This is a genomic window from Stutzerimonas chloritidismutans (assembly GCF_020783375.1).
In the GTDB taxonomy this organism is placed as follows: Bacteria; Pseudomonadota; Gammaproteobacteria; order Pseudomonadales; family Pseudomonadaceae; genus Stutzerimonas; species Stutzerimonas kunmingensis.
In genome coordinates, this window is sequence record NZ_CP086067.1 from 837,015 (window position 1) to 861,248 (window position 24,234).

Sequence of the window (24,234 nt, forward strand, 5' to 3'; positions counted from 1 at the left end):
CATGTCCATTAGCTCCACCATCAAATCCATCCAGGACATCATGCGTAAAGACGTTGGCGTCGATGGCGACGCCCAGCGCATCGGCCAATTGGTCTGGCTGTTGTTTCTGAAGATATTCGATGACCGCGAGCTGGAATGGGAGCTGCTGGACGACAACTACCGCTCGCCTATCCCGGACAGCTGCCGCTGGCGCACCTGGGCCGCCGACCCCGAGGGCATGACCGGCGACGAGCTCAAGCAGTTCATCGACAACAACCTCTTCCCGCAGCTGCAGAACCTGCACGAGTACAGCAACACGCCATCTGCCTTCGTGGTGCGCAGCGTGTTCGAAGATGCCTACAACTACATGAAGTCCGGCCAGCTGCTGCGTCAGGTCATCAACAAGATTCAGGAAGGTGTGGACTTCAACAAGGCCCAGGAACGCCACGAGTTCGGCAACCTCTACGAGCAACTGCTGCGCGACCTGCAGAACGCCGGCAATGCCGGTGAGTTCTACACCCCGCGCCCGGTCACCGAATTCATGGTGCACATGGTCGACCCCAAGCTGGACGAAAAGGTCATGGACCCGGCCTGCGGCACCGGCGGCTTTCTCACCTGCGCCATCGAGCACAAGCGCAGCCGCTATGTAAAAACCGCCGAGGACGAACGCACCCTGCAGGCCAGCATCTTCGGCGTGGAGAAAAAGCCGCTGCCGCACTTGCTGGCCACCACCAATATGATCCTGCACGGCATCGAGGTGCCCAGTCAGATCCGCCACGACAACACCCTGAGCAAACCGCTGATCAGCTGGGGCCCAAGTGAGCGTGTGCATTGCGTCGTTGCCAACCCGCCGTTCGGCGGCATGGAAGAAGACGGCATCGAAACCAACTTCCCCGCCGCCTTCCGCACCCGCGAAACCGCCGACCTGTTTCTGGTGCTGATCATGCAGCTACTCAAGGATGGTGGCCGCGCTGCCGTGGTGCTGCCCGATGGCTTTCTGTTCGGCGAAGGCATCAAGAGCCGCATCAAGGAAAAGCTGCTCACCGAGTGCAACCTGCACACCATCGTTCGCCTGCCCAACGGCGTGTTCAACCCCTACACTGGCATCAAAACCAACCTGCTGTTCTTCACCAAGGGCACGCCGACCAAAGAGGTATGGTTCTACGAGCATCAGTACCCGGCTGGCTACAAGAGCTACTCCAAGACCAAACCCATGCGCATCGAGGAGTTCGCCGTGGAAGAGGCCTGGTGGGGCAGCGAGGCCGATGGCTTTGCTGCGCGGGTGGAGAATGAATTTGCCTGGAAGGTCAGCGTCGAAGAGCTACAAGCGCGTAACTGGAACCTCGACTGCAAAAACCCGCATATCGGCGAGCAGATCAGCCACGACCCGGACGAGCTGCTGCGCAACTACGCCAGCCTGCAAGACGAAATCAGCGACCTGCGCGGCCAGCTCAAGGCGGTGTTGGCCGAAGCCCTGGAGCGCCAGGTATGACAGCGTTGCTCACCGACAATCTGCCACTACTGGCCGGTGCGCCCAATGGCATCAAGAAGCTGCGCGAGCTGATTCTGGAACTGGCGGTGCGCGGCAAGCTGGTGCCGCAAGATCCCAGTGATGAGCCGGCCAGTGAGTTACTTAAGCGGATTGCCGAGGAAAAGGCGCGATTGGTGGCGGAGGGCAAGATCAAGAAGCAGAAGCCGTTGGCGGAGATTGAAGAGGAAGAGAAACCATTCGAACTACCCAATGGTTGGGTATGGAGGCGGTTTGGGGAGGTTTTCTCTCTTGAATACGGAGATAACCTGCCAGCTGACAAGAGATCAAATACTGGCGAATACCCTGTATATGGATCAAATGGTGTTGTCGGCACTCACAGCACTTGCTTTGTGGACTCACCATGTATTGTTGTTGGCCGGAAGGGATCAGCTGGTGCGCTGAATCTTTGTCTTTCCAGAGGCTGCTGCGTTACAGATGTCGCTTACTATTGCATCCCACCATCTGCTTTTTCACTTGATTATGCATTCAAGCTATTTCACACCCTTGGCCTGGACTCTCTAGGGAAGGGGATCAAGCCTGGGTTGAATCGTAATGAAGCATACGAGCTAGTTGTAGCTGCTCCTCCGTTAGCCGAACAACATCGCATCGTCGCCAAAGTCGATGAGCTGATGGCCCTCTGCGACCGGCTGGAAGCCCAGCAGGCCGACGCCGAAAGCGCTCACGCCCAACTGGTGCAAGCGCTGCTCGACAGCCTGACCCAAGCCAGCGATGCCGAAGATTTTGCCCAGAACTGGCGACGCCTGGCCGAACACTTCCACACCCTGTTCACCACCGAACCCAGCATCGACGCCCTCAAACAAACCCTGCTGCAACTGGCCGTAATGGGCAAACTGGTGCCGCAAGATCCCAACGATGAGCCGGCCAGTGAATTGCTTAAGCGGATTACCGAGGAAAAGGCGCGGTTGGTGGCGGAAGGCAAACTCAAAAAGCAGAAGCCGTCGCCGGAAATTGGCGAGGAGGAAAAGCCTTTTCAGCTTCCAGCAGGATGGGAGTGGGTTCGCCTTGGTAGCCTGAGTCAAGTAAAAGGAGGTAAGCGTTTGCCTGCGGGAACAGCATTTGCACCTGCAAAAACTCCGCATGTGTACATTCAAGTTACTAATATGAAGGACGGCACCATTATTGATGAAAACCTCAAATATATTGATGAGGTCACGAAGGCAGCCATCAAGCAATACACCATCTCGAAGGATGATGTTTACATAACTATTGCTGGTACTATCGGCGATGTAGGGATAGTTCCTGAGCACTTCGATGGAATGAACCTTACTGAAAATGCGGCCAAAATAGTTTTCCAAAAAATTGATAGGCGCTGGTTACAGAAAGCGCTGAGTAGCCAGTTCGCTCAACGACAGTTTTCAGATAGCACCAATCAGTTGGCTCAACCAAAGCTTGCACTGCATCGGATAGCAGGTTCAGTTCTTGCCCTCCCTCCGCTCGCCGAACAACACCGCATAGTCGCCAAAGTCGATCAACTAATGGCCCTCTGCGACCAACTGAAAACCCGCCTGACCCAAGCCCGCCAACTCAACGAACAACTGGCCAACACCTTGGTTGAGCATGCCGTAGCATGAGCATTGTTGACGCCCGCTATGAACGGTTAATGCCATCACTTGAGCTGCTAACCGATGAAGCCGTTCTGGCTCAGGCTTGGAAAAAGTCTGACGCCTACATTCGCCGACATAACTGGTACGCCGATATTCTGGAGCTGGAGCAGGTTTCCCTGCTGCTACCGCAAACACTTAAGGAGTGGCAGCGGCAGATATCCATCGGCGACCATAGTGCAGCAAGCCCATTACGCCTGGTGCCGGCCCCCAAAAATGGCAAGTGGTACTTCCCTTCGAAAGCTGAAGCTGAAAGCGGCGATTGGAAATTCAAACCCATACACAAAGATGACGGGGCACTACAAACTGAGCCGGATCTACGCCCACTGGCCCATGTCAGCATTCGTGAGCAGGTATTGGCTTCTGCCGTCATGCTGTGTCTCGCGGATGCCGTAGAAACACTGCAAGGCAATACCGACCCCGCAAGTTACAGCAGTAAGGCCCAGGCCAGACAGCGAGTTTGCAGCTACGGCAACCGGTTGTTCTGCGACTGGCTTGAAGAGTCTGAGGGCAAGCAGCACGCACGCTTTCGCTGGGGCAATGCCACCACCTATTCGCAGTTTTTCGTGGACTATGAGCGCTTTCTGGAGCGCCCCGCAGAGGTATGCCGCGAAGCACTGCCCAGCCTGCATGACGAGCGTCTGTTTGTAGTCAAGCTGGATCTGGCCAAGTTTTATGATTGTGTCAGTCAATCTGCCGTTGTCAGCCGTCTGCGCAAGCTGTACCAACGTTATGCCAGCGAATTCGCCATTTACTACTCCGAGGTTGATGCCGAACCTTTTTGGCAAGCAGTTGAGAAGATCATTAGCTGGTGTTGGAACCCCAGCGACTCAGCCGGCCGCAGCGAGCTCAAACTTGGTCTCCCACAGGGCCTGGTAGCGAGCGGCTTCTTTGCCAACGCTTACATGCATGATTTCGACCAGATGGTGGTTGCAAGCGTACGCCAAGGTATAGGCATTCCTATCCGTATCAATGGCGTTACGGTCGTCGCCAGGCTGCTTGACTACTGCCGCTATGTCGATGACATGCGCTTAGTCGTGGCCATCCCAACCGAGTCAGCGCAAAACTTAGCGCTTGAGACGCTCGCAGGCGACATGAGCAGTTGGGCAAATCTGCTCATCAGACACTGCTTTAACGATGCGGCGAATGGTCTGGAAACCAAGAAAGAAAAGTCAGAAGCAGTCGCTTGGGAGGACTTCGCCGTTCAGGGCAGTACCTCCCGCTTTATGCGAGGCGTGAACGGGCAAATCAGCACAGCACCCGACCCCACTACTTTGCTGCAGGCTACTGGCAGCCTGGACCATCTGCTTTGGCTTGCCGACGCACTGGATGATGCGAACGATGTCGATGAGAACCCTTTAGCGCTGGCCCGTATCTCCCTGCCTCGGGCGGACGTGCGTGACGATACCGTCAAACGCTTTGCGGCCAATCGATTACGCCAAGTGCTACGCATGCGCCGCAGCATGGCCGACCCCGAGCTGCCCGCCGAGGATGCGCTGACCAATATAGAAGTCAGTGAGCGCCAGGCACTTGATCATGAAATGGAAACGATTGCCCGTAAGCTGATCGCTTGCTGGTCACGCAATCCTGCCCTGGCCAGCGTTCTGCGCTGCGGCTTGGACATATTTCCCTCTGCCAAGCTGCTGCAGCCGGTGCTTCAGGCACTGATGCTGAAGCTAGAGCCCTCCGCCCCTCAATCCGAGCGCGAAGTCGCGTTGTTTGTGCTTGCTGATCTGTTGAGGGCTGGCGCAGTAGAAACAGGACTGCACCGTCCAGAAAGCTACCCAGAGTCGGCGGACATAACTGGCTACCGCAAGGAGCTGTCGCAGGCAGCACTAGAGGTAACTGAGAACGAAACACTCCCGTGGTATCTGCATCAGCAGGCTGCACTCTTTCTGGCTGTCATGCAGTACCCGGTGAATTTGACTCCCTCGACAGAACTGGCTCCGTATAGCGCACTGCATGACGCCTTGCAGCTTAAGCAGCCAACGACTGCAGATGCTTCCAACGCACTCACAGCCGGTCTGCTTGTTATGCGAATTACCGGTCAGCGGGATAAGTTCGTTATCTGGCTGGGTAATTGGCTGCAAAGGCTAACGGTCACAGAAGCCAATACGCTGATTGACGATATCGCGATGATCGAGGCGAGGCTTCTTAGGGAGCTGCACAGCTCATGGCAGGGCAGCGGAAAAGCGGGATGGGTCAAGCATCTAGAGCGTTATTTGCCTAAAGGCCACGCTCAGAACACATCCGCACGATTGAAGGATTGGCCCAAGGGCAAACGCTCGTTGCCGGCAATCGTGGCTCACCCTGAAAACCCGTTTGTTCAGGAAAACGCATTGCTCAAACTGGCCGCTGAGCTGTTAAAGGCTGAACACACCGGCTGCCTTGATAACGATGGACTGGGCTTGGATTGGCTATCAGTCGAGTGTGGTGACTGGAACAAGATTCAACATCCCGATACGCCCCTGGCATTGACCGTAAAAGCTCCGAACAAGATCGTGCATCCATGGAACGAGAAACCATCATGGTGCTCGGGAGAAATGGCTTGGGCTTACCGTTTAGGACGTCTCCTGCGCTCAGCCATCATCGGTGAAAGTGACTTCACCACTCGCTTCTTCCCAATACGAGAAGAGCAGTCTGACCGTTATCGTGGTCTACAAAGCAGCTGGTATAAACGCCGTATGGGTCTGATGCCGCTAAGCCGTGGCATAGGAGAGGAACCGACCCCCATTTCGCCGTGGCTCAATGAACTGGTCATGCGTCTTTTGCAGTGGCCTGGCCTAGAGATCAATAGGAGGGATGTTGAGGGCTTTGCTGAGGTTCGCCAGCCATCAGACCTACTTAAGCTAGTTAAAGCTCGCCTGGCGGAGCAAGGCCGCATATACGGCAGACAGTCTAATCTACCGGCCTATCTGCTGCCTGTTGACTGCTCCCCGAAATCCAACCTGCGTGAACTCAAGGTTGCGTTGGTGCAGACGCTATTGCCACGGAATAGTGATTTCTCTAGTAGCGACCCGCTGGTTTGGAATTCATCCTACCGGGCTAGACATAGAGCACATTTAGCCGCCATGTGCCGCTTGCTTGGGCAGCAACTGGCTGCAAGTCGATTCGCAAATCGGATCACCTCAGCGCAACAGAAGAACCAGCTTGATCTAATCGTCTTTCCAGAATTGGCTATTCATCCGGACGACATGTGGTTGCTTCATCGGCTGTCAGACAGCACGGGAGCCTTAATCTTCGCTGGGCAAACATTCGTTGAGCACGCCTACCTGAAAAAGCCTATTAACCGTGCGGTCTGGCTGCTGCGGCAGGAAAGTGCCGCCGGCAGGCAGATCATCCGTGCCTATCAGGGCAAGCAGCATGGCATTCCTTGGGAGATATCTTCTGGAGTGGCGGGGCACCGTCCCTATCAAGTCATTGTTCAGCTCAAAGATCAGGCAGGTGCCGAAGCCAACCTGACAGGGGCAGTCTGCTATGACGCGACAGACCTCAAACTGAGCGCAGATATACGTGACATCAGTGATGGGTTTGTCATCGCCGCCTTGAACAAAGACATCGGTACCTTCGACACCATGACCACTGCATTGCAGTTCCATATGTATCAGCCGGTTATGCTGGCCAACACTGGCCAGTTTGGCGGATCAAGCGCTCAAGCCCCGTTTAAGGCACACCATGAGCGGCAGATTGCACACGTGCATGGCAACAACCAGGCAGTGATCAGCATCTTTGAGGTGGACCTGCTGGCGTTCAAAGACACGCATAAGATAGACCCGCCCAAAGAGAAGAAAGCGACACCGGCCGGATTTAAGGGGCGCAATTTAGGGGCTACTTCATGAACGAAACCTTCAAGATATAGCGGTGAGTCCAGTAGTAAGCGCTGAGGCGAAGCTTGCTCGAAGGCCCGGCGCTCAGCGCTGGTACGCAAGGCAAAGTGCGCAGAAGCGTGCGTACCAGCCTGCGTACCACTTCGGCAAACGTGGTTTCCGCGCGAACCTGCTTGCGAACGGGTAGCTGTAGGACTTGAGTTAGGCTCATGTGGCGGTGCCGGTCATCTTCAAGCGTCATCGGGCCTGCGTCGCTCTGCGACAGGCATCGTGGGTGTAGTCCTACTGCTCAGCACCCGCGGCCGCTGGCATTGTGAACAGCAAGGGAAGGGCGCTTGCGACGCGGCCAACTGTTCGCGGATCGGGCAACTTATACGGTGGGCTGGTGCGCATGAGCTCCCGCGCTAGCACGCACGCCAGTCGGAGTGTGCTGTGGAACTCCCTGCTATCGCCGCTCGGCGCGACGGTCGGGTGTAGGTGTTTGTCGGGCTTTCCTCGCTTCCAGTTCGGCCAGAGCCCTGGCGGCCTCTGTCTTCCTTCTCTCCAGATCCACGGCCTTAACGGCGCGCCCGCCTTCCTGCTTGGCCTTGGCCCCCTCGGCGTTGCGCTCGAGCTGCGCCTTGATGGCCGCGCAGTGTTCGCGCACCTTGGCGCTGGCGAACGGAGCCACCTTACCGGTGATTAGGCAGGCGATGGTGCTGCCCTCGGCGGTGGCCGGCGCATGGGTCAGCTGAGCCAGGTGCTCGGCAACCTGCGATGCCGGCAGACGGCCAAGGCGTCCTGCCTCCTCGGCGGCGGCTACGCGGCGCTGGGGGTCTGTACCGAGACTCAGCGTCCACTTGACCGGCTTGGCCTCGCGACGGGCTGCGTCCATCAATCGCACGTAGGCGGCCTTGAACGCCATCCGGGCGCCGATTTTGTCGCCGCGCTCCAGCACTGGGCGGGCGGCGGATAGTGCGATGTGGAGCTCCTCGGTCATCACTACGCTGTCACTCTCGTCGTAGGCGCATAGGGCGATGGCCCACGCCTCGTCCGGGTCCGGACGCCCGTCACGGGCCTGCAAGCGCTCAATGATGGCGGCCAGGGTCAGCTTTCCGGTCAGGTCGCGGCGGCAGGCCTGCAGCGCACCGGCGATCAGCTCAGTCGGGTAGTCGGCCAGGTCCGAAGCCATCAGCTCGGCGGCGCTCGCGCTCAGGGTCTGGCCGAGCGTCTCGGCAGTGGCGCAGATAGCGGCGGCCAGCTGGGCCTGCTGCTCACAGGAAAGGATTGGCATTGTTGCCTCCCGGGCCGCGAGCAAGGATGCGCTCGGCCGCCTGTTGTGCTGCGTTGATGTTCGCCTGAGTGGCCTCGATCTGGCGGGCGGTGGTCGCGTTCATCTGGCGGCCGGTGGCCCACTGGGTGTGGAAGGCCTCGCACTTAGCGAGGAGGTTGTTCAGGTTGTGGCAGTCATTGACTAGGCGCGCGTCGTTGACGGTGACGTAGAACGCCGCGACGTGGTGCGCCTCGTCGGCGCCTAGGCGGTCAACCAGTTGACTGATCTGCCCGCCGGCCTTGGCGTTCCACTTCGGCCAGACGCTGTAGCGCTTGCGGTAGGCGAAGGCGTAGTTGGCCCAGGCCTTGAAGGTCTTCGAGCTCGGCTCCTTTGGGCCTGGCATGTCTGCGGGGATCTCGATGCGAGGTGATGCGTCCACGACAGCCGGCAAGGCCGCTTCAGCGGGCTGGCCCGGAAAGGTGTCTGTCGTAGTCTCTGCAGTAATCTCTGCTGTAGTCTCTGTAATAGCGAGCGGCTTTCCTGCAGGCTTGCTTGCAGCTTTTCTGCAGCCGTGTTTGCAGGAATCCTGCAGACTGGAATGCGGGTTTTCTGCAAGCAAGCTTGTGCGGATCGCATCCATGTTTACCCGGTAGAACAGGCGGCACGGGACGCCCTTCTTTTTCTCCTCAAGCACGCCGGCGCTCACCAGCTTCTTGCGCGCGCTCTCCTGCTCGGAGCGGGTCATTCCGGTTTCGGACGCCCATTCCTCCATGGTCTTGTAGAACCAGCCGTCAGCGTTGTTGGTGCGTTTCGACCAGTAGATCGCCTGGCTCAGCATCAGAGCGCCAGTGATGCCGGCACCGAGGGAGACGAAGGCGCGCTGAAAGGCAATCGGACGGTCAAGAAGGTCATGCAAGCTCACACTGCCACCTCCGGCTGATGCACAGCCCACAGACCGGCGATCCACTGCACGCCCTTCGGGGTGAACTTGGTGGCGTTGAAGACATGACCGTTTTCTGCCTGACCGGTCTTCACCGAGAAGCGGCCGGCGTCAATGTGCTCGGCGAACGGCATCCATTCGTCGCCCAAGCGGTACATGATGCGCTTGTCCTGCAGGAAGACGCGGAAGTCGTTCTCCTTTGCGTGCAGCAGCTTGGCCACCTGGCGGAAGCCCTTCAGGCCGGTTCCCCCGACGTAGCGGTCGACAAAATCGGCCTTGGGCATTGCGATGGCAAGGAATGCTTGCTGCTTCTGGATCTGCTCGGCTTGGTCGGCAGCGAAGCGCAAGGCTTCGGCGAAAGTCTCCGGAATACGCGGAGTCTGCTGGGCCTCAAGCGACTGCCAGCGGTCCACCAGTGCCGCAGTGAACTCCGGCGAGAGCTGGGCGACAACAATAATGCTGTCGCGTTTGCCGCGTTCACCGGCGAAGACGTATTCGATGGCCGGGCGGCCTGCGGTGAGCTTTTCCTGCATTGCAGGTAAAGCGATCACGCCGCGCTCGGCCAGTCGCTCAATGGCCACGCGCACATTGTCGTGACGCGAACCAACCAGTTCCGCAACCTCGCGGCTAGATATAGTCACTTTGCTTACGCAGGAGAAGGAGTTCTGGCTGTGCGCCCAGCTGCTCAGGCCTCCGGGACGGGTGGTCGTTTTCATTTAGACCACCTCGTGTTTTTCAAACTGAAGCACGCCATCCGTGCTCGACGCTACTCTCTGTGCCGCCAGGATTTCACGCGACGCCAGCTCATCACGTCCATGGAGCGGCGAGCCGCCACCTTGGAACGGAAGGCATTTAACCTTCGTGCGAGTTGCGATGCGAGAACGTACCCACTGTTGGACTTCAGCCAAAACGAAGCCAACTGGAGCTCCGCGGGCAGTGCTGTCACTCAGAGGGACAGGCTTTGGAAAGGTCGGGTCGTCCTTGAGGCGCTTGTAGATGGTCGGTCGCTTGAGGCTGGTGATCTTCTCGACGTCGGGGATCCGGATGATGACCAGAGAGGGGTCGAAAGGCTGAACGCTCGCAGCATCAGGGACGAGATGAGTAGGCTGAATAAACATTTTGAGAACCACATTGGCTGGTGTGGTCCCCAACGCTATGTGACTCTCCGTGTCTGTAAACAAGTAGAAGCAAGATTTTTTATGCCTCTGTAACCTGACAGCGCCTTTCTATTTCAATAGCCTTTTTGCATGCGAGAACCGCTGGACCCTCCGTATTTACACGCCGCGCCTCAGTTCCCCCAGTTACCTCAAATTCCAGCACCCGGGCACGTATCACCGATGCCCTTTACGCCTGACGTTTGAGCTCCACCACATTTCCACCTGCCAGCATGTCCAGGTGGTCGGCATACCACTGCATCATGACCTTGCGCTGCTCTAGGTAAGTGCTCTTGTCATAGACGCCCCGCACCCCTTCCTTGACATGGGATAGCTGGGCTTCCACATGCTGCGAGTCGAAGCCGTTTTCGTTGAGGATGGTACTGGCGAGATGGCGGAAGCCATGGCCGGTCTGGCGCCCTTCATAGCCGAGACGGCGAAGTGCCATCAAGAATACGGTGTTGCTGCGTGCCTTAGTGGTGTTGCCGCGACCTGGGAACAGCAGCGGGTATGCTCCGGTCAGGAAATGTAGGTCGCGTAGGAGCTGAACTGCTTGAGTTGGCAGCGGAACCAAGTGCTCGCGACGGCGCTTCATTCTTGCCGCCGGGATTAGCCAAAGCCCTGCATCGAGGTCAAATTCGTCCCAACGAGCCTCGCGTAGCTCGGACGGACGGCAGGCAAGCATGCTCAACAGCTGCAAACCAATTCGTACATCTATAGTGCCGTAAGCGCGCATTGCTCGAAGCAGCGCCGGAAGTTCAGCGACAGGCACGTGCGCATAGTTTTCAGCAGGACGGGTCTGAAGAAACTTATGCAGTCCCTCGAGCGGGTTGTATTGCGCTCGCCCCGTTACTCGAGCCAGATCATAGATTTCCCGACACATGCCACGAACCCTGCTGGTCTGCTCAACGATTCCTTTCTGCTCCATGCCACGGAGCAGCTCCATCCACTCCATCGGCAAGATGGCTGTATAGGGACGCTTACCGAACGTGGGAAATACGTGCAGCTCAAGTGCGCCAATGGTCCGGACAGCCGTTCCCTCACTCCATCCCTTGCGTTTGGTGGCGTACCACTCCCGAGCGAGATGCTCGAATGTGTTGTTCGCAGCTTCCACCTCTGCGGCTTTTCGTGCTCGTTTCGTTGCGAGTGGGTTGCTGCCCTCGGCTGCGTCGTCGCGCAGTTTCGCGGCTTCCTTCCGCGCCTGTTCTCCGGTTAGTTGATGGCTGCCTTTGCCATAGGCGCCCAGCCCAATCCAGGACCATTTGCCGTCTGGCTTCTTGTAGCGGAACTGCCAAGACTTCGAGCCGTCTGGCCGAACGCGAAGGTAGAGCCCGTTTCCATCGTTCTCTCGATACTCTTTGTCCTCCGGCTCCAAGCTTGCCAGTACGGTATCCGCCATCGGGCGCTTCTTGATGTCCTTGCGCTTCATCCTGTATCCCTCAGTTTCAATGTTTTACGAAGATACACGAGAGGATACACCGCGTGAAGGTATAGGCGTAAACAAGAAGAGGCAGCCAGAAACAAGAAAGCCCGCACAGGGCGGGCTTTTCAGGGTGATCGTAGACTGTTTGAGACAGGTCTAGATGTGTATTTGGTGGAGCCGGGGGGATTTGAACCCCCGTCCGCCAGCTCTCCGCTATCGGTTCTACATGCTTAGCCAGATCTACTGAGTTAACTCCGCGCCGCCCGATTGGCAGGGTGCTTGGAGCGAGCTGTATGAGTTTTAGCCGTTACGTCTACAGCGAACTTGGCGGCGATCCTGTTCTGTCTGACAGTCATTTCGGGTTTACAGGCATCCCCTAGTGACCGCTGGAGCCGAAGCTACCAGATGAAGGTTAGGCGGCTAGCGCGTACCCTTCGTAGTTGTCGTCGTTGGCAACTATAAGTTTGCAACAGTTTATTTACGAGTTCTGTTACCAACTCGGCATGCCCCTCAAGTTTTGTTACCGGCGTCGAATCCTAATCGGCCCCTGGTGACGCTTGTGGTGCTGGGCGCGAGTGTACGGCGATCTCTCTGCGCTGTCGATCAGTTTGTAGCCATGCTGGTTACAAAATGTACAGCTCGGCTGCGGCAGGATCGTTCGCACGATCCCGCCGGCCTGGCTTAGTTGCCGGCGCCGGAACCGGAGCCGCTGGTGCCGCCGCTACCGGTGCTGCCTGGGCCTTTCAGCTCTTGCAGTGCCTTGGTGGAGTGCGCGATGCAGGCTTCGGTGTCGCCCGATTGCTGGGCTTGGCGGGCCTGTTTGACGTACTCGTCGACCTGGCTCTTGGCCGGCTCACCCAGGGTGGCGGTGTTGGTGGCCATGTTGTCGTCGATTTCCTGCAGGTTGAGCTGGCACAGGTCGTCTTGGGCGAAGACGGCCGGGCTGGCGAGCAGTACCGCGGATGCGAGCAGTGCATGAACTTTCATTGTGGGTCCTCCAGTCTTATGGACTTCCCGGGCCTGCCAGATACCAACTGAAACGGCGGCGCCGAGTCGAATCGAACCCGTCAGGGGCTCTAAAATTCCGACTGCGATTGCGCGTGAGCGTTCATCGAAACGCCACAAACGAAACGGCCGCGCTTCGCTGAGCGGGGCCGTAGTGCCTTTTCTAGAGCGGCTGCGTGGTTGTTTTGCTACGCGTTACGCGGTCCACCAGGTAGACCAGCCCGTGGTAGTCGATCTCGCCATGACGCGACAGGCCGATCTCGCAGGTGCGGCTGGTGGAAATGCCTTCCTCGCAGATCTGCACGGCGTCTTTCAGGCTGCGTAGAGCGTGGCCGTTCAGTTCTGGCGTGGTGAAGCCCTTGTCACCGGCGAAGCCGCAGCAGTGGATGCCTTCGGGCACCACGACTTCCCTGGCGCAGCGACGAGCGATATCGATCAGTGCCTGTGCTTCCCCAAGGTGCTGGGTGCTGCAGGTAACGTGCACGGCGATCGCCTTTTCCTGCGGGACGAAGTCCAACTTGTCGAGCAGGTGTGTGCGGATGAAGCGCACCGGGTCGTACATGTCGAGGCGTTGATCGGTCAGGCCCTGGACCAGGCGCAGCGTGCAGGGACTGGTGTCGCAGTAGATCGGATCAAGCCCGCCGCGGCTGGCCTTGAGCAGCGCGTCGAGCATCTCCTGACGCTTGCGTTCGCCCTGTTCAGCGTAACCCTTGGAAGCGAACGGTTGGCCGCAGCACAGGTCGTTCAGCTGCTCGGGGAAAATCACCTGGTAGCCGGCCTTTTCAAGCAGGCTGCGGGTCTTGTCGAGCAGCGGCTCCTGTTCCTGATCGCGGGCAGCGGGCGCCATGGCGCGGGAGACGCAGGCGGCCAGATAGACCACCCGCGGGCGCTCATCCTGAACGACAGGCTGGGGCAGGTGCAGGCGCTGCAGGGGCTGCGGCATGGCCGGTGTCCATTGCGGGACGCGGCCCTTGCTGACGTTGCTCATGCTCGCGGACAGCTTGGCCAGGCGCTTGGTGCCGAGGATGATGTGCGCGCCGTTGGCGGCATGCAGCATGAAGCGGGTGCCCTGTACGGCGGTGCTGAAATGGTCGGCCAGCCAGTTGGCGGTTCCGGTTTTGCTCGCTTCACGTCCGCGCAGCTTGCGCACCAGGTCGCCGGTGTTGATGCCGACCGGGCAGCGCTGGGCACAGAGGCCGGTGGCAGCGCAGGTCTCGACGCCGTGGTAGTGGTAGAGGCGTTCGATTTCCGTGGTATCGACACCGGCGCGCTTGCGCGCCTGGATATCGCGCCAGATGACGATACGCTGGCGCGGCGTCAGGGTCAGCCCGTTGGATGGGCAGACCGGCTCGCAAAAGCCGCACTCGATGCACTTGTCGACGATCTCGTCGGCGGCGGGCATCGGCTTGAGGTTCTTCAGGTGGATGTCCGGGTCTTCGGAGAGCACCACGTCCGGATTGAGGATGCCGGTGGGGTCGAGCAGGCGCTTGATCTTCCACATCAGCGCGTAGGCTTCGCTGCCCCATTCCAGCTCGACGAAGGGCGCCATGTTGCGCCCGGTGCCGTGTTCGGCCTTGAGCGCACCGCCGAATTCGACGGCAACCAGCTGTGCCACTTCGCCCATGAAGGCTTCGTAACGGGCGACCTGCGCCGGATCATCGAAGCCCTGGGTGAAGACGAAGTGCAGATTGCCCTCCAGCGCGTGGCCGAAGAGGATCGCTTCGTCGTAGCGGTGCTTGTCGAGCAATTCGATCAGCCGGTTGACGCCCTCGGCTAGGCGCTCGACGGGGAAGGTCACGTCCTCGATGATCACCGTGGTGCCGGTCTGGCGCACGGCGCCGACCGCTGGGAAGGTGTCCTTGCGGATCTTCCACAGCTGGTTGTAGACCAGCGGGTCTTCGCTGAAGTCGACCTGTTTCTCCACCGGGAAGTGCGCGATGGAGGTCATGATCAGGTTGATCTGCTCGTGCAGCAGCGACTGACTGGCGGCGCGTGATTCGATCAAGAGCGCGCAGGCGGTCGGCGACAGTTCCTTCACCCACTCGGGCATGCCGGCCTTGTGCTCGACCGAGCGCAGGCTGCGGCGGTCGAGCAGCTCCACCGCGGACACCGGTTGCTGCTTGAGCACCGGTACGGCGAGGCAGCAGGTTTCCACGTCGGGGAACACCACCAGCGCGCTGGCCTTGTGCGGATGGTCCGGTACGGTGTCGTAAGTCACCGCGCTGATAAAGCCCAGTGTGCCCTCTGAGCCGACCATCAGGTGGTTGAGAATGTCCAGTGGCTCGTCGTAGTCAACCAGCGCATTGAGCGAAAAGCCGGTGGTGTTCTTCAGCCGGTACTTGTGGCGGATCTTCGCCGCCAGTTCGGTATTGGCGCGAGTTTCGCGGCCCAGCTCGGCCAGCTGTTCGAGCAGCGCCGCATGGCTCTGGCGGAAGGCGGCAACGCTGGAGGCATCCTCGCTGTCGACCACGGTGCCGTCGGCCAGCACGACGCGCAGGCCGGCGAGGGTTTTGTAGGTGTTCTGCGCAGTGCCGCAGCACATGCCGCTGGAGTTGTTAGCGACGATGCCGCCGATCTTGGCGGCGTTGATCGAGGCCGGATCAGGGCCGATCTTGCGCTGAAATGGCGCAAGCACGGCGTTGGCATTGGCGCCGATTACGCCGGGCTGCAGGCGGATCTGCTCGCCGCCGTTGCGAATCTCGCGGCCGTTCCAGTTGTCGCCGAGCACGATCAGCACCGAGTCGCTGATCGCCTGGCCGGACAGGCTGGTGCCCGCGGCGCGGAAGGTCACCGGGACGTTTTCCGCATGGGCCAGCTTGAGCAGCGCGATCACCTCGGCTTCGGATTCGACGCGCACCACCAGCTTGGGAATCAGCCGGTAGAAGCTGGCGTCGGTGCCGAAGGCGAGGGTGGAGAGCGGGTCGTCGAAGCGCCGCTCGACCGGGATCAGGCGTTCGACTTCGCCGAGGAACACTGCCGGCAAAGGCGCGCGTTCGATTTGGGCCGGCGCGTTCATGCGTCCTCCAGGATCAGCAGGATCAGATCCTTCGGACCATGGGCGCCATAAGCCAGCACCTGTTCTATGTCGGCGGTTTTCGACGGGCCGGAAACCAGCAGCGCATTGGTCGGCATGCCGGCGGCCCACTGGAACTTCTGCTGGATCTCGTAGAAGTTGTCGTGGATTTCGCTGGCCTTGAGGATGGCGAAATGCACCGGTGGCACCAGGCTCATCAGGCGCGGCTCCTCGCGGGTCGGCCACATGATCAGACTGCCGGTGGAGGCGATGGCGCCGAGTGTGCCGGTGAGGCTCGCCGGTGTGTCGTTGAACAGCTCGTCCTTCCAGTCCTCGACCGGGCGGTCGTAGGCCTTCAGCGTCGGCAGGCCTTCACGGCCGGCGCAATGCGCGGTGAAGCGCTGGCCGTACGGCGTGGTCGGGGCGATCAGCAGGCTCGGCAGCTGGCGGTCGTGCAGCAGCTGTTCGAGCAGGGCGGGCCAGCCGGCGTCCGTGGTCAGGTGAATCTCGGTGTGCACCGCTTCCATCAGCTGGCGCAAGCGGGCAATGCGCTGCTCGGGCGCGTAGCTCCAGGGCTGGGTGACCAGCGATACGTCGTAGTCATCGACGATAGGCGTGGTGCCTTCCAGGCTCTTTTTCAGCTTGGCGAGGATATTGGCCTTGGCGCTCATCGCTTGCCCTCCAGGTGCTCGCGGGCCAGCTCGTGCAGCGAGCGGGCGGCAGGTTTCGGTGCGCTGTGGTTCTGCGTCCAGGGGCCGATGTTTGATGGCGTCAGGCCGCGCAGGCGAGTGGCGAAGAAGCCGAACACGCGGTACAGCGTCGGACTGGTATTGAGCAGGCGCCAGCCGGCCCACATCAGCCGTTCCTGCTTCGAGTATTTGCTGCCCTGGCCGCGCATGACCTTGTGCGGATCGTCCGGTGCCTTGACGTTCTCCTCGCGCAGGCGCCGCAGGATGGACGGAATCGGTATCTTCACCGGGCAGACTTCGCCGCAGGCGCCGCACAGCGACGAAGCGCTGGGGTGATCCGGCACCTTGTCCAGACCGACCATGTGCGGCGTGATGATCTTGCCGATCGGACCGGGGTAGACCTCGCCGTAGGTGTGGCCGCCGACGCGGGTGTACACCGGGCAATGGTTCATGCAGGCGCCGCAGCGGATGCAGTTGAGCGTCTGGCGCAGCTCGCTGTCGGCGAAGGCCTGGCTGCGACCGTTGTCCAGCAGGATCAGGTGCACTTCCTGCGGGCCGTCGAGCTCATCGGCCTTGCGCGGGCTGGAGATCATGTTGACGTAGGTGGTGATCGGCTGGCCGAGCGCCGAGCGGGTCAGCAAGGAGAGCAGCGGGACCACGTCGCGCAGGTTCTCCACGACCTTCTCGATCCCGGTGACGGCGATATGTACTGGCGGCACGCCGGTGGACATTCGCCCGTTGCCCTCGTTTTCCACGAGCAGCAGGGTGCCGGTTTCAGCCACCGCGAAGTTCACGCCGGAGACGCCGATATCGGCCTCGAAGAACTTCTGGCGCAGGGTGCGGCGGCCGATCTGAATGAGTTGGTCGACGTCCTTGGTGTACTCCACGCCGAGTTTCTCGTGGAACAGGGACGCGACCTGGCCGGCGTTCTTGTGGATTGCCGGCATGATGATATGGGAAGGCTTTTCGTGGTCGAGCTGGACGATGTACTCGCCCATGTCCGATTCTAGGCATTCGATGCCATGGCCTTCGAGGAAATGGTTCATCTCCATCTCTTCGCTGACCATCGATTTGCCCTTGATCACCTGCTTCGCCTCGTGGGCGCGGGCGATCTCGAGGACGATGTTGTTCGCCTCTTCAACCGTCTCCGCCCAGTGCACGTTCACACCATTGCAGGTCAGGTTGGTTTCCAGCCGTTCGAGCAGTTCGGGCAGCTTGGACAGTGCGCGGGCGCGGATACGGTTGCCCATCTCGCGCAGCCGCTCGCGTTCGTCGGCATCGCTGAAGGCCACGGCGCGCTTGGTCATCAGCGAGTCCATGGCGGTGCGGAAGTTGCGCCGCAGCTGGTCGTCCTTCAGGGACTTGCGAGCGCGGGCGCGGAAATCCGGGTCACCGGCGTTCTCGATCTGTATCGCGGGAATACGCTGTTCGGCGTTCATCGGGCACCTCCGGTGCGTTGCCAGAGGAAGGTCGCCAGATGCTGACCGCGCAGGGCTTCACGCTGCTTCTCCAGCGAACCGTTGATGTTCATCAGGCAACCGCAATCGGCGCTGATCACCTGATGCGCGCCGGATTCCTTCAGTGCGCGGGTCTTGTCCAGCACCATGGCGCCGGAGATGTCGGGCATGCGTACGCTAAAGGTACCGCCGAAGCCGCAGCATTCGCTTTCGTGATCATGCTCGACGCGCTCGACCTGGCCCAGCTGGGCAAGCAGGGCGCGGCCGTGCAAGTGGGTGTTCATCTCGCGGCGGGCCGAGCAGGAGGTATGCAGGGCAACCTTGGTCGGCGTGCCGGCGTCCTTGAATTCGACCTTGCAGACATTGAGCAGGAACTCGGCCAGCTCGAAGGTGCGCTCGGCAAGCGCTTGCGCCTTCTTCAGCGTGGCCGGCTCGTCCTTGAACAGGTCCAGATAATGGTGGCGCAGCATCCCGGCGCAGGAACCGGACGGGACGACCACGGGCCAGTCGTTGGCGAACAGATCCAGTTGCGCCCGTGCGACGTTGCGGGCCTCGTCGGTGTAGCCGCTGGTATAGGCCGGCTGGCCGCAGCAGGTCTGACCCTGCGGGAAGTGCACGATCAATCCTTCGCGCTCGAGCAGGCGGATGGCATCCAGGCCAGCCTCGGGATAGAACAGGTCGACCACGCAGGTACCGAACAGATAAACCTGGCTCGGCTTGGCGGGGTATTCGCGCGGCTTTGGCAGCGGCGGCGCGACGCGGGTAGCGTTCGGCGCAGCATCGTAGAAGAGTTCGCTCATCGGCTTGGTCTCCGGGTTAGCCCGGTTATCCGCAAACAGGCTTTTGAAAAACTACCTGCGTTCGGCAATACGTCCTTGAAGCAGCGTCAGGCTGCTTCTGCGTCGTCTTGCCTGCTCGCCTAGGTTTTTCAATGGGCCTGTCAGGTGCGGTTTCTGGAATGCAACCGTGCCCCCAAGCGGGGGCACGGTTCCTGTTTCTTACACGCCGACCAGTGGGTCGGTCACGCCTAGCACGTAGATGGCGATCAGGCCGATCACCCCCGTGAACAGTACGTAATACAGAGTAGGCCATATGGTCTTGCGCAGCGTGGAGCCTTCGCGGCCGAGCAGGCCAACGGTAGCGGATGCCGCCACCACGTTGTGGATCGCAACCATGTTGCCTGCCGCAGCGCCAACAGCCTGGGTGGCAACTACCATCGCCCCGGAAATTCCGAGCGACTGCGCAACGCCAAACTGGAACTGGCTGAACATCATGTTGCTGACGGTGTTGGAGCCGGCCAGGAACGCACCGAGCGCACCGACGGCCGGTGCCAGCAGCGGGTAGATGCTGCCGACGCTATCGGCGACATAGCGCGCCATGACGATTGGCATACTGGCCAGCTCGGCGCCGTTGACGCCGGAGTTGATCAGGATGCGCACCATCGGCACGGTGAACAGCAGTACGAAGCCGGCGCTGAGCAGCACGCTGCTGGATTCCTTCACGGCAGCCTTGAGCTCGGAAACGCGCATGCCGTGCAGGAAGAACGTAATCAGCACCACCATGACCAGGATGCCGCCTGGCAGATACAGCGGTTCAATGCCGGCATTGATGCCGGTCTCACCGAGGATGTTGGCAAAGGCGATGGATACCGATTTCAGCGCGGCCGTGACCTGCGGGAACACGCGGCTGATCACCAGAATCGCGCCGACCAGCACGTAGGGCAGCCAGGCACGGAAGGCGCTCATCGGGCGCGCCGCGATGTCGTCCAGCTTCATTTCGATGGTGCCCAGCCATTCGGCCGGCCATTCCTTGGCGTCGGCGAAGTCCCAGGTGGTCTTCGGCGTCAGGAACTTGAAGCGAGCGGCAGTGGTAACGATCGCCAGGCCCACCAGGCCGCCGAGCAGCGACGGGAATTCCGGGCCGAGGAAGATGCCGGTGGCAGCGTAGGGCAGGGTGAACGCCAGGCCGGCGAAGATCGCGAACGGCAACACTTCGAGGCCGGCTTTCCAGCTTTTCTCCTTGCCGAAGAAGCGCGTCAGCATCAGCACCATGACCAACGGCATTACTGTGCCGACGATGGCGTGGGTGATCGCCACACTGCTGGTGATCTGCTGCAGGTAGGCGTTCCAGCTGGACCCCTGCGCAACCAGTTGCGCGCCGATGGTGGCGGTATCCAGGCCGCTGTTGATGCCCACGACGATCGGCGTACCGACCGCGCCAAAAGACACCGGCGTGCTTTGCACCAGCATGCCGAGCAGGACTGCAGCCATTGCCGGGAAGCCGACCGCAACCAGCAGCGGTGCGGCGATGGCGGCCGGAGTGCCAAAGCCGGAAGCGCCTTCGATGAAGCAACCGAACAGCCAGGCGATGATGATGGCCTGGATGCGGCGGTCAGGGCTGATGGTGGTGAAACCGGCACGAATGGCGGTGATGCCGCCGGAATGCTTGAGGGTGTTCAGCAGCAGGATTGCGCCGAAGATGATCCACAGCAGGCCCAGGGTGATCACCAGGCCTTGCAGCGTCGAGGCGATGATGCGGTTGACGCTCATGTCCCAGACGAACAGCCCGATGGCTGCGGTGAACAGGAAGACCAGCGGCATGGCGCGGCTGGCGGGCCAGCGCAGACCGATCAGCATGATTGCTGCGAGCAGAATGGGTGTGAAGGCGAAAAGTGCGAGCAGTCCGTTGGACATGTCAGGCTTCCCCTGCGGTTCGGTTCAGATGGGGCCCTGAGCGGACCGTGGAGTAGTTTTTGTGCGCAGATCTCATGCTGAGTCCTCTTATTTTTAGACCACTCTGTAAAGTGGTAATACCAATTAACAGAAGTGAATGGCCAGCGTAAGAGCTGCGTATAGGGGCGTCAATTAGCTAGCTATAGACTTTGGTCGCAACAGCCGGCCTTGTGCAGATGCGCGGTCATGGCTAGCATTTTTCGGATTGGTATGACCATTCGGGGTGGCTATGGACGTGGGGATGGTGCGGCAGCGGCGGCTAGCGGACGATATCGTCGCGCAGCTGGAAACCATGATTCTCGAGGGCACGCTCAAGGCGGGTGAGCGTCTGCCTGCGGAGCGCGCCCTGGCTGAAAGCTTTGGCGTCTCGCGGCCTTCGCTTCGCGAAGCGATTCAGAAGCTCGCGGCCAAGGGGCTGCTGGTCAGCCGGCATGGCGGAGGTACGTTCGTCGCCGAGTCGCTGGGCTCGACGTTTAGTGATCCGTTGCTGCATCTGCTGGAAAACAACAGCGATGTGCAGCGCGACTTATTGGAGTTTCGCCACACGCTCGAGGGCAGCTGCGCCTACTACGCAGCGCTGCGTGCGACCGAGGTGGATCGGAAGCGGCTCACCGAAGCCTTTGCCGCATTGCAGGACTGCTACGCCCGGGAAGGCAAGGTCTCTCGGGCAGAAGAGGGCGCAGCCGATGCCCAGTTCCATCTCGCCATTGCCGAAGCCAGCCACAACGCGGTGCTGCTGCATACCATTCGTGGCCTGTTCGACCTGCTCAAGCGCAACGTGGTGACCAATATCGGCGGCATGTACGCCCTGCGTGACGAAACGCGGGACATGCTGATGAGCCAGCATCGCGAGTTGTACGAGGCGATCATGGCCAGGCGAGCGACCGAGGCGCGGGAGGTCATCCATCGCCATATCAATTACGTGCAGGAAGTGCTGGCTGAAGGTCAGCAGGAGGCTCAGCGTCTGGCGCGCGCGCAGCGCAGGCAGGGAGAGCGGATGCAGAAGGAAGGGTGAGAGCGGAGCCGGCACTGCCTGCCGGCTCGGGTATTGCCGCGTGGGCTTATCGGGCCATGCGACGGGCGCGGCTCAGTCGTCCTTGCCCTTGGTGCGCATCGCGCGCTGGATCTCCCGGTCGGAATCGCGTTCCTTCTCGGTGTGGCGCTTGTCGTACTCCTTCTTGCCTTTGCCGAGGGCAATCTCGCACTTGATCATGTGCTTCTTCCAGTACAGCGACAGCGCTACGCAGGCGTAGCCCTTCTGCTGTACGGCGCCGAACAGCTTGCCCAGCTCGCGCTTGTTCAGCAGCAGCTTGCGGGTGCGGGTCGGGTCGGCAATGACGTGTGTGCTGGCGCTGGTCAGCGGCGTGATGTGCGCACCCATCAGCCAGGCTTCGCCATCCTTGAGCAGGACGTAGCTGTCGACCAGCTGAGCCTTGCCGGCGCGCATGCTCTTCACTTCCCAGCCGGCCAGGACGAGGCCCGCCTCGAATTTCTGTTCGATGAAGTAGTCGTGTAGCGCTTTCTTGTTCAGCGCGATGGTCCCGGGGGACTGTTTCTTCTGTTTGGCCATAGGGGCCGCATTATAGGGAGTCCCGCTGCGGCTGGCGACAGCCTGCAAGAGCGCTGGCGGCAGAAACTTGAGGGGCAGCCGTTAATCCCCGACAATGTGCCCCGCTTTGCGCTGAGCCGCTTCCCGGGTGTCGCCCGGAAGCCGCGGTTGCGGGCTGGCTGCGCCAACTTTTGGATGGCGCGCAATGAAACGACGACGTAGAAGGTCCGCATGACGACGCACATTCAACGTTCCGCGCTGCTGCCGTACCCGGCCCAGGCGCTGTTCGACATGGTCAACGACGTAGCCAGCTACCCGCAGTTCCTGCCCTGGTGTTCAGCGACTGAGGTGCTTTCCAGCAGCGAGACCGAAATGCACGCCAGCATGACGGTGGCGAAGGCCGGGTTGAGCCAGCGCTTCATGACGCGCAACGCCCTGGACCTCGGCAAGCGTATCGAGATGACGCTTGAGGAAGGCCCATTCAGCCATCTTCATGGCATCTGGGAATTCAAGGCCTTGGGGGAAAAGGCCTGCAAGATAAGCCTGGATCTGACCTTTGATTACGCCGGGCCGCTGGTCAAGGCAACGCTCGGGCCGCTGTTCAACCAGGCTGCCAACACTTTGGTCGATGCCTTCTGCGAGCGGGCGAAGCAGCTATATGGATAAGCAATCGATTGCGGTCGAAGTGGTCTATGCCCTGGCCGACAAGCAGAAGCTGCTGCAGATGACCGTGCCCGCGGGCACCACCGTGCGCGACGCGGCCTTGCGTTCGGGAATGGATACGCACTTCCCGGGGCTCGATCTGGCCGCAGCTCCGTTGGGTATCTTCGGCAAGGCCGTGCCCAAGCCCGATGAGCGCGTGCTCGAGGAGGGTGAGCGCGTGGAGATCTACCGGCCGCTGATTGCCGACCCGAAAGAGGTGCGCAAACAGCGCGCCGCACGGGCAGCAAAGAACAAGGCCGAAGACGCTTGAATATGCTGAAACAAAAACGCCCGGGCTAGCCGGGCGTTTCTTTATTCGGTTTCCAGCGGTTCGGGAATCGGCACCGGAACCGGCTCCGCTTCATCCACTTCACGCTGAATCTGCTCCAGCAGCGAGCCAGGCGCAGGGCGCTCTTCAGGCTGGCTTGGCTGGGCGGCAGGAGCCGCGTCAGGCGCCTGGGCGTCGCGGCCAAGGATCTGTTCATCGCGGCTTACGCCGGGCATGAAGTCGCCGGCCAGGCCCGCCAGCTGGTCGTTGGCATTGAATACCAGACTGACTCGCTCCTGCTGGCGCGGACTGCCGCCCGGCTGGATGCTGTACAGGTAGTCCCAGCGGTTGGCATGGAAGGTGTCGGTGATCAGCGGGTTGCCCATGATAAACCGCACCTGCTGGCGGGTCATTCCGGGGCGCAACTGGTCTATCATGTCCTGCGTGACGACATTGCCCTGTTGAATGTCGACCTTGTAAACCCCGGGGAATGAACAACCGGCGAGTGCGACCAGACCTGCGAAGGAGAGGCTGGCCAGCATGAGCTTGGTGTTTTGCATCGGTGGGTGACTTCCACTATCTTGGCTGGGCAAAGAACCCGGATCATACCCGTATTGAAGGAGGCTGCGAAACAGCAGCAGCGAGAAAGCCAACCATGGTTGAAAATAGCGAACTACGTAAAGCTGGTCTCAAGGTAACTCTGCCGCGGGTCAAGATCCTGCAGATGCTGGACACTACCGATCGCCGCCACATGAGCGCCGAAGACGTCTACAAGGCGTTGATGGAAGCGGGTGAGGATGTCGGTCTGGCGACGGTCTATCGCGTGCTGACCCAGTTCGAGGCGGCCGGTCTGGTAGTTCGGCACAACTTCGATGGTGGTCATGCCGTCTTCGAGCTGGCCGACGGCGGGCATCACGACCACATGGTCTGCGTCGATAGCGGCGACGTCATCGAGTTTTTCGATCCCGAGATCGAGAAGTTGCAGAAAGAAATCGTCAAGCGTCACGGCTACGAGCTGGTGGATCACAATCTGGTGCTCTACGTGCGCAAAAAAGACTGATCCAGACATATGAAAAAGGCGGCCAAGGCCG

At 60.4% G+C, this 24,234-nt stretch carries 19 protein-coding genes, 1 other RNA gene and 1 pseudogene; 7 read left to right on the plus strand and 14 right to left on the minus strand.

The genetic code is table 11. The annotated features are described in order from the left end of the window. Position 1: 1 nt before the first annotated feature. The 3 genes from LLJ08_RS03830 to LLJ08_RS03840 are packed head-to-tail and all read left to right on the plus strand — an operon-like array spanning position 2 to position 6,971. A complete protein-coding gene (locus tag LLJ08_RS03830; RefSeq protein ID WP_228208255.1) occupies positions 2–1,471 on the plus strand; it encodes a type I restriction-modification system subunit M in 1,470 nt (489 codons plus the stop codon). Next, a complete protein-coding gene (locus LLJ08_RS03835; protein ID WP_228208256.1) occupies positions 1,468–3,102 on the plus strand; it encodes a restriction endonuclease subunit S in 1,635 nt (544 codons plus the stop codon). Before LLJ08_RS03830 ends, LLJ08_RS03835 begins: the two co-directional genes overlap by 4 nt. After that, complete coding sequence (locus LLJ08_RS03840; protein WP_228208257.1) at positions 3,099–6,971, plus strand: RNA-directed DNA polymerase; 3,873 nt, start codon at positions 3,099–3,101, stop codon at positions 6,969–6,971. The genes LLJ08_RS03835 and LLJ08_RS03840 overlap by 4 nt, the downstream gene beginning before the upstream one ends. Before the next feature lie 433 nt (positions 6,972–7,404). Here the strand turns inward: LLJ08_RS03840 and LLJ08_RS03845 are convergent, their stop codons facing one another. From LLJ08_RS03845 to LLJ08_RS03900, 12 genes and pseudogenes are all read right to left on the minus strand, one after another. Further along, complete coding sequence (locus LLJ08_RS03845) at positions 7,405–8,232, minus strand: hypothetical protein (RefSeq protein ID WP_228208258.1); 828 nt, start codon at positions 8,230–8,232, stop codon at positions 7,405–7,407. Continuing rightward, positions 8,213–9,049, minus strand: a complete 837-nt coding sequence (locus tag LLJ08_RS03850; RefSeq protein WP_228208259.1) for a helix-turn-helix domain-containing protein — start codon at positions 9,047–9,049, stop codon at positions 8,213–8,215. The genes LLJ08_RS03845 and LLJ08_RS03850 overlap by 20 nt, the downstream gene beginning before the upstream one ends. 80 nt (positions 9,050–9,129) lie before the next feature. Continuing rightward, positions 9,130–9,867 carry a phage antirepressor KilAC domain-containing protein gene (locus LLJ08_RS03855; protein ID WP_228208260.1) on the minus strand — a complete coding sequence of 246 codons (738 nt, stop codon included), beginning with the start codon at positions 9,865–9,867 and terminating at the stop codon, positions 9,130–9,132. A gap of 147 nt (positions 9,868–10,014) precedes the next feature. After that, positions 10,015–10,269: pseudogene (locus tag LLJ08_RS03860) on the minus strand (helix-turn-helix transcriptional regulator); the annotation flags it as partial. A gap of 226 nt (positions 10,270–10,495) precedes the next feature. Beyond that, positions 10,496–11,734: a tyrosine-type recombinase/integrase gene (locus tag LLJ08_RS03865; RefSeq protein ID WP_228208261.1), complete on the minus strand. Its 1,239-nt coding sequence runs from the start codon at positions 11,732–11,734 to the stop codon at positions 10,496–10,498. A gap of 163 nt (positions 11,735–11,897) precedes the next feature. Beyond that, positions 11,898–12,276: a transfer-messenger RNA gene (ssrA, locus tag LLJ08_RS03870) on the minus strand. A 133-nt stretch (positions 12,277–12,409) separates the two neighbouring features. Next, a complete protein-coding gene (locus LLJ08_RS03875; protein WP_014819211.1) occupies positions 12,410–12,715 on the minus strand; it encodes a hypothetical protein in 306 nt (101 codons plus the stop codon). Positions 12,716–12,896: 181 nt separating this feature from the next. Then, complete coding sequence (locus LLJ08_RS03880) at positions 12,897–15,749, minus strand: FAD-binding and (Fe-S)-binding domain-containing protein (protein WP_228208262.1); 2,853 nt, start codon at positions 15,747–15,749, stop codon at positions 12,897–12,899. Beyond that, positions 15,746–16,417, minus strand: a complete 672-nt coding sequence (locus LLJ08_RS03885) for a LutC/YkgG family protein (RefSeq protein WP_038663056.1) — start codon at positions 16,415–16,417, stop codon at positions 15,746–15,748. Before LLJ08_RS03885 ends, LLJ08_RS03880 begins: the two co-directional genes overlap by 4 nt. Then, entirely contained in the window at positions 16,414–17,874 is a 1,461-nt protein-coding gene (locus LLJ08_RS03890) for a LutB/LldF family L-lactate oxidation iron-sulfur protein (protein WP_228208263.1), read from the minus strand. Before LLJ08_RS03890 ends, LLJ08_RS03885 begins: the two co-directional genes overlap by 4 nt. Next, positions 17,871–18,692, minus strand: a complete 822-nt coding sequence (locus tag LLJ08_RS03895) for a (Fe-S)-binding protein (RefSeq protein ID WP_191122753.1) — start codon at positions 18,690–18,692, stop codon at positions 17,871–17,873. Before LLJ08_RS03895 ends, LLJ08_RS03890 begins: the two co-directional genes overlap by 4 nt. Positions 18,693–18,890: 198 nt before the next feature. Then, positions 18,891–20,585, minus strand: a complete 1,695-nt coding sequence (locus tag LLJ08_RS03900) for an L-lactate permease (RefSeq protein WP_228208264.1) — start codon at positions 20,583–20,585, stop codon at positions 18,891–18,893. A 268-nt stretch (positions 20,586–20,853) separates the two neighbouring features. On the opposite strand from LLJ08_RS03900, the gene LLJ08_RS03905 reads away from it, so the two are divergent. Further along, a complete protein-coding gene (locus LLJ08_RS03905; protein WP_228208265.1) occupies positions 20,854–21,639 on the plus strand; it encodes a GntR family transcriptional regulator in 786 nt (261 codons plus the stop codon). Between the two features lie 72 nt (positions 21,640–21,711). On the opposite strand, the gene smpB is transcribed toward LLJ08_RS03905, so the two are convergent. Beyond that, complete coding sequence (gene smpB / locus LLJ08_RS03910) at positions 21,712–22,194, minus strand: SsrA-binding protein SmpB (protein WP_003299438.1); 483 nt, start codon at positions 22,192–22,194, stop codon at positions 21,712–21,714. Positions 22,195–22,404: 210 nt separating this feature from the next. Here smpB and LLJ08_RS03915 point away from each other — a divergent pair, with 210 nt between their 5' ends. Beyond that, positions 22,405–22,839, plus strand: coding sequence for a type II toxin-antitoxin system RatA family toxin (locus tag LLJ08_RS03915; RefSeq protein ID WP_023446175.1), 435 nt, complete (start codon positions 22,405–22,407; stop codon positions 22,837–22,839). Further along, positions 22,832–23,146 (plus strand): RnfH family protein, encoded by a 315-nt coding sequence (locus LLJ08_RS03920; protein ID WP_104096819.1) that lies wholly within the window; start codon positions 22,832–22,834, stop codon positions 23,144–23,146. The genes LLJ08_RS03915 and LLJ08_RS03920 overlap by 8 nt, the downstream gene beginning before the upstream one ends. Positions 23,147–23,187: 41 nt before the next feature. On the opposite strand, the gene LLJ08_RS03925 is transcribed toward LLJ08_RS03920, so the two are convergent. Further along, positions 23,188–23,703, minus strand: a complete 516-nt coding sequence (locus LLJ08_RS03925) for an outer membrane protein assembly factor BamE (RefSeq protein WP_014819220.1) — start codon at positions 23,701–23,703, stop codon at positions 23,188–23,190. Positions 23,704–23,798: 95 nt separating this feature from the next. On the opposite strand from LLJ08_RS03925, the gene fur reads away from it, so the two are divergent. Continuing rightward, a complete protein-coding gene (fur, locus tag LLJ08_RS03930) occupies positions 23,799–24,203 on the plus strand; it encodes a ferric iron uptake transcriptional regulator (protein WP_003280866.1) in 405 nt (134 codons plus the stop codon). The last annotated feature ends 31 nt before the right edge of the window (positions 24,204–24,234 follow it).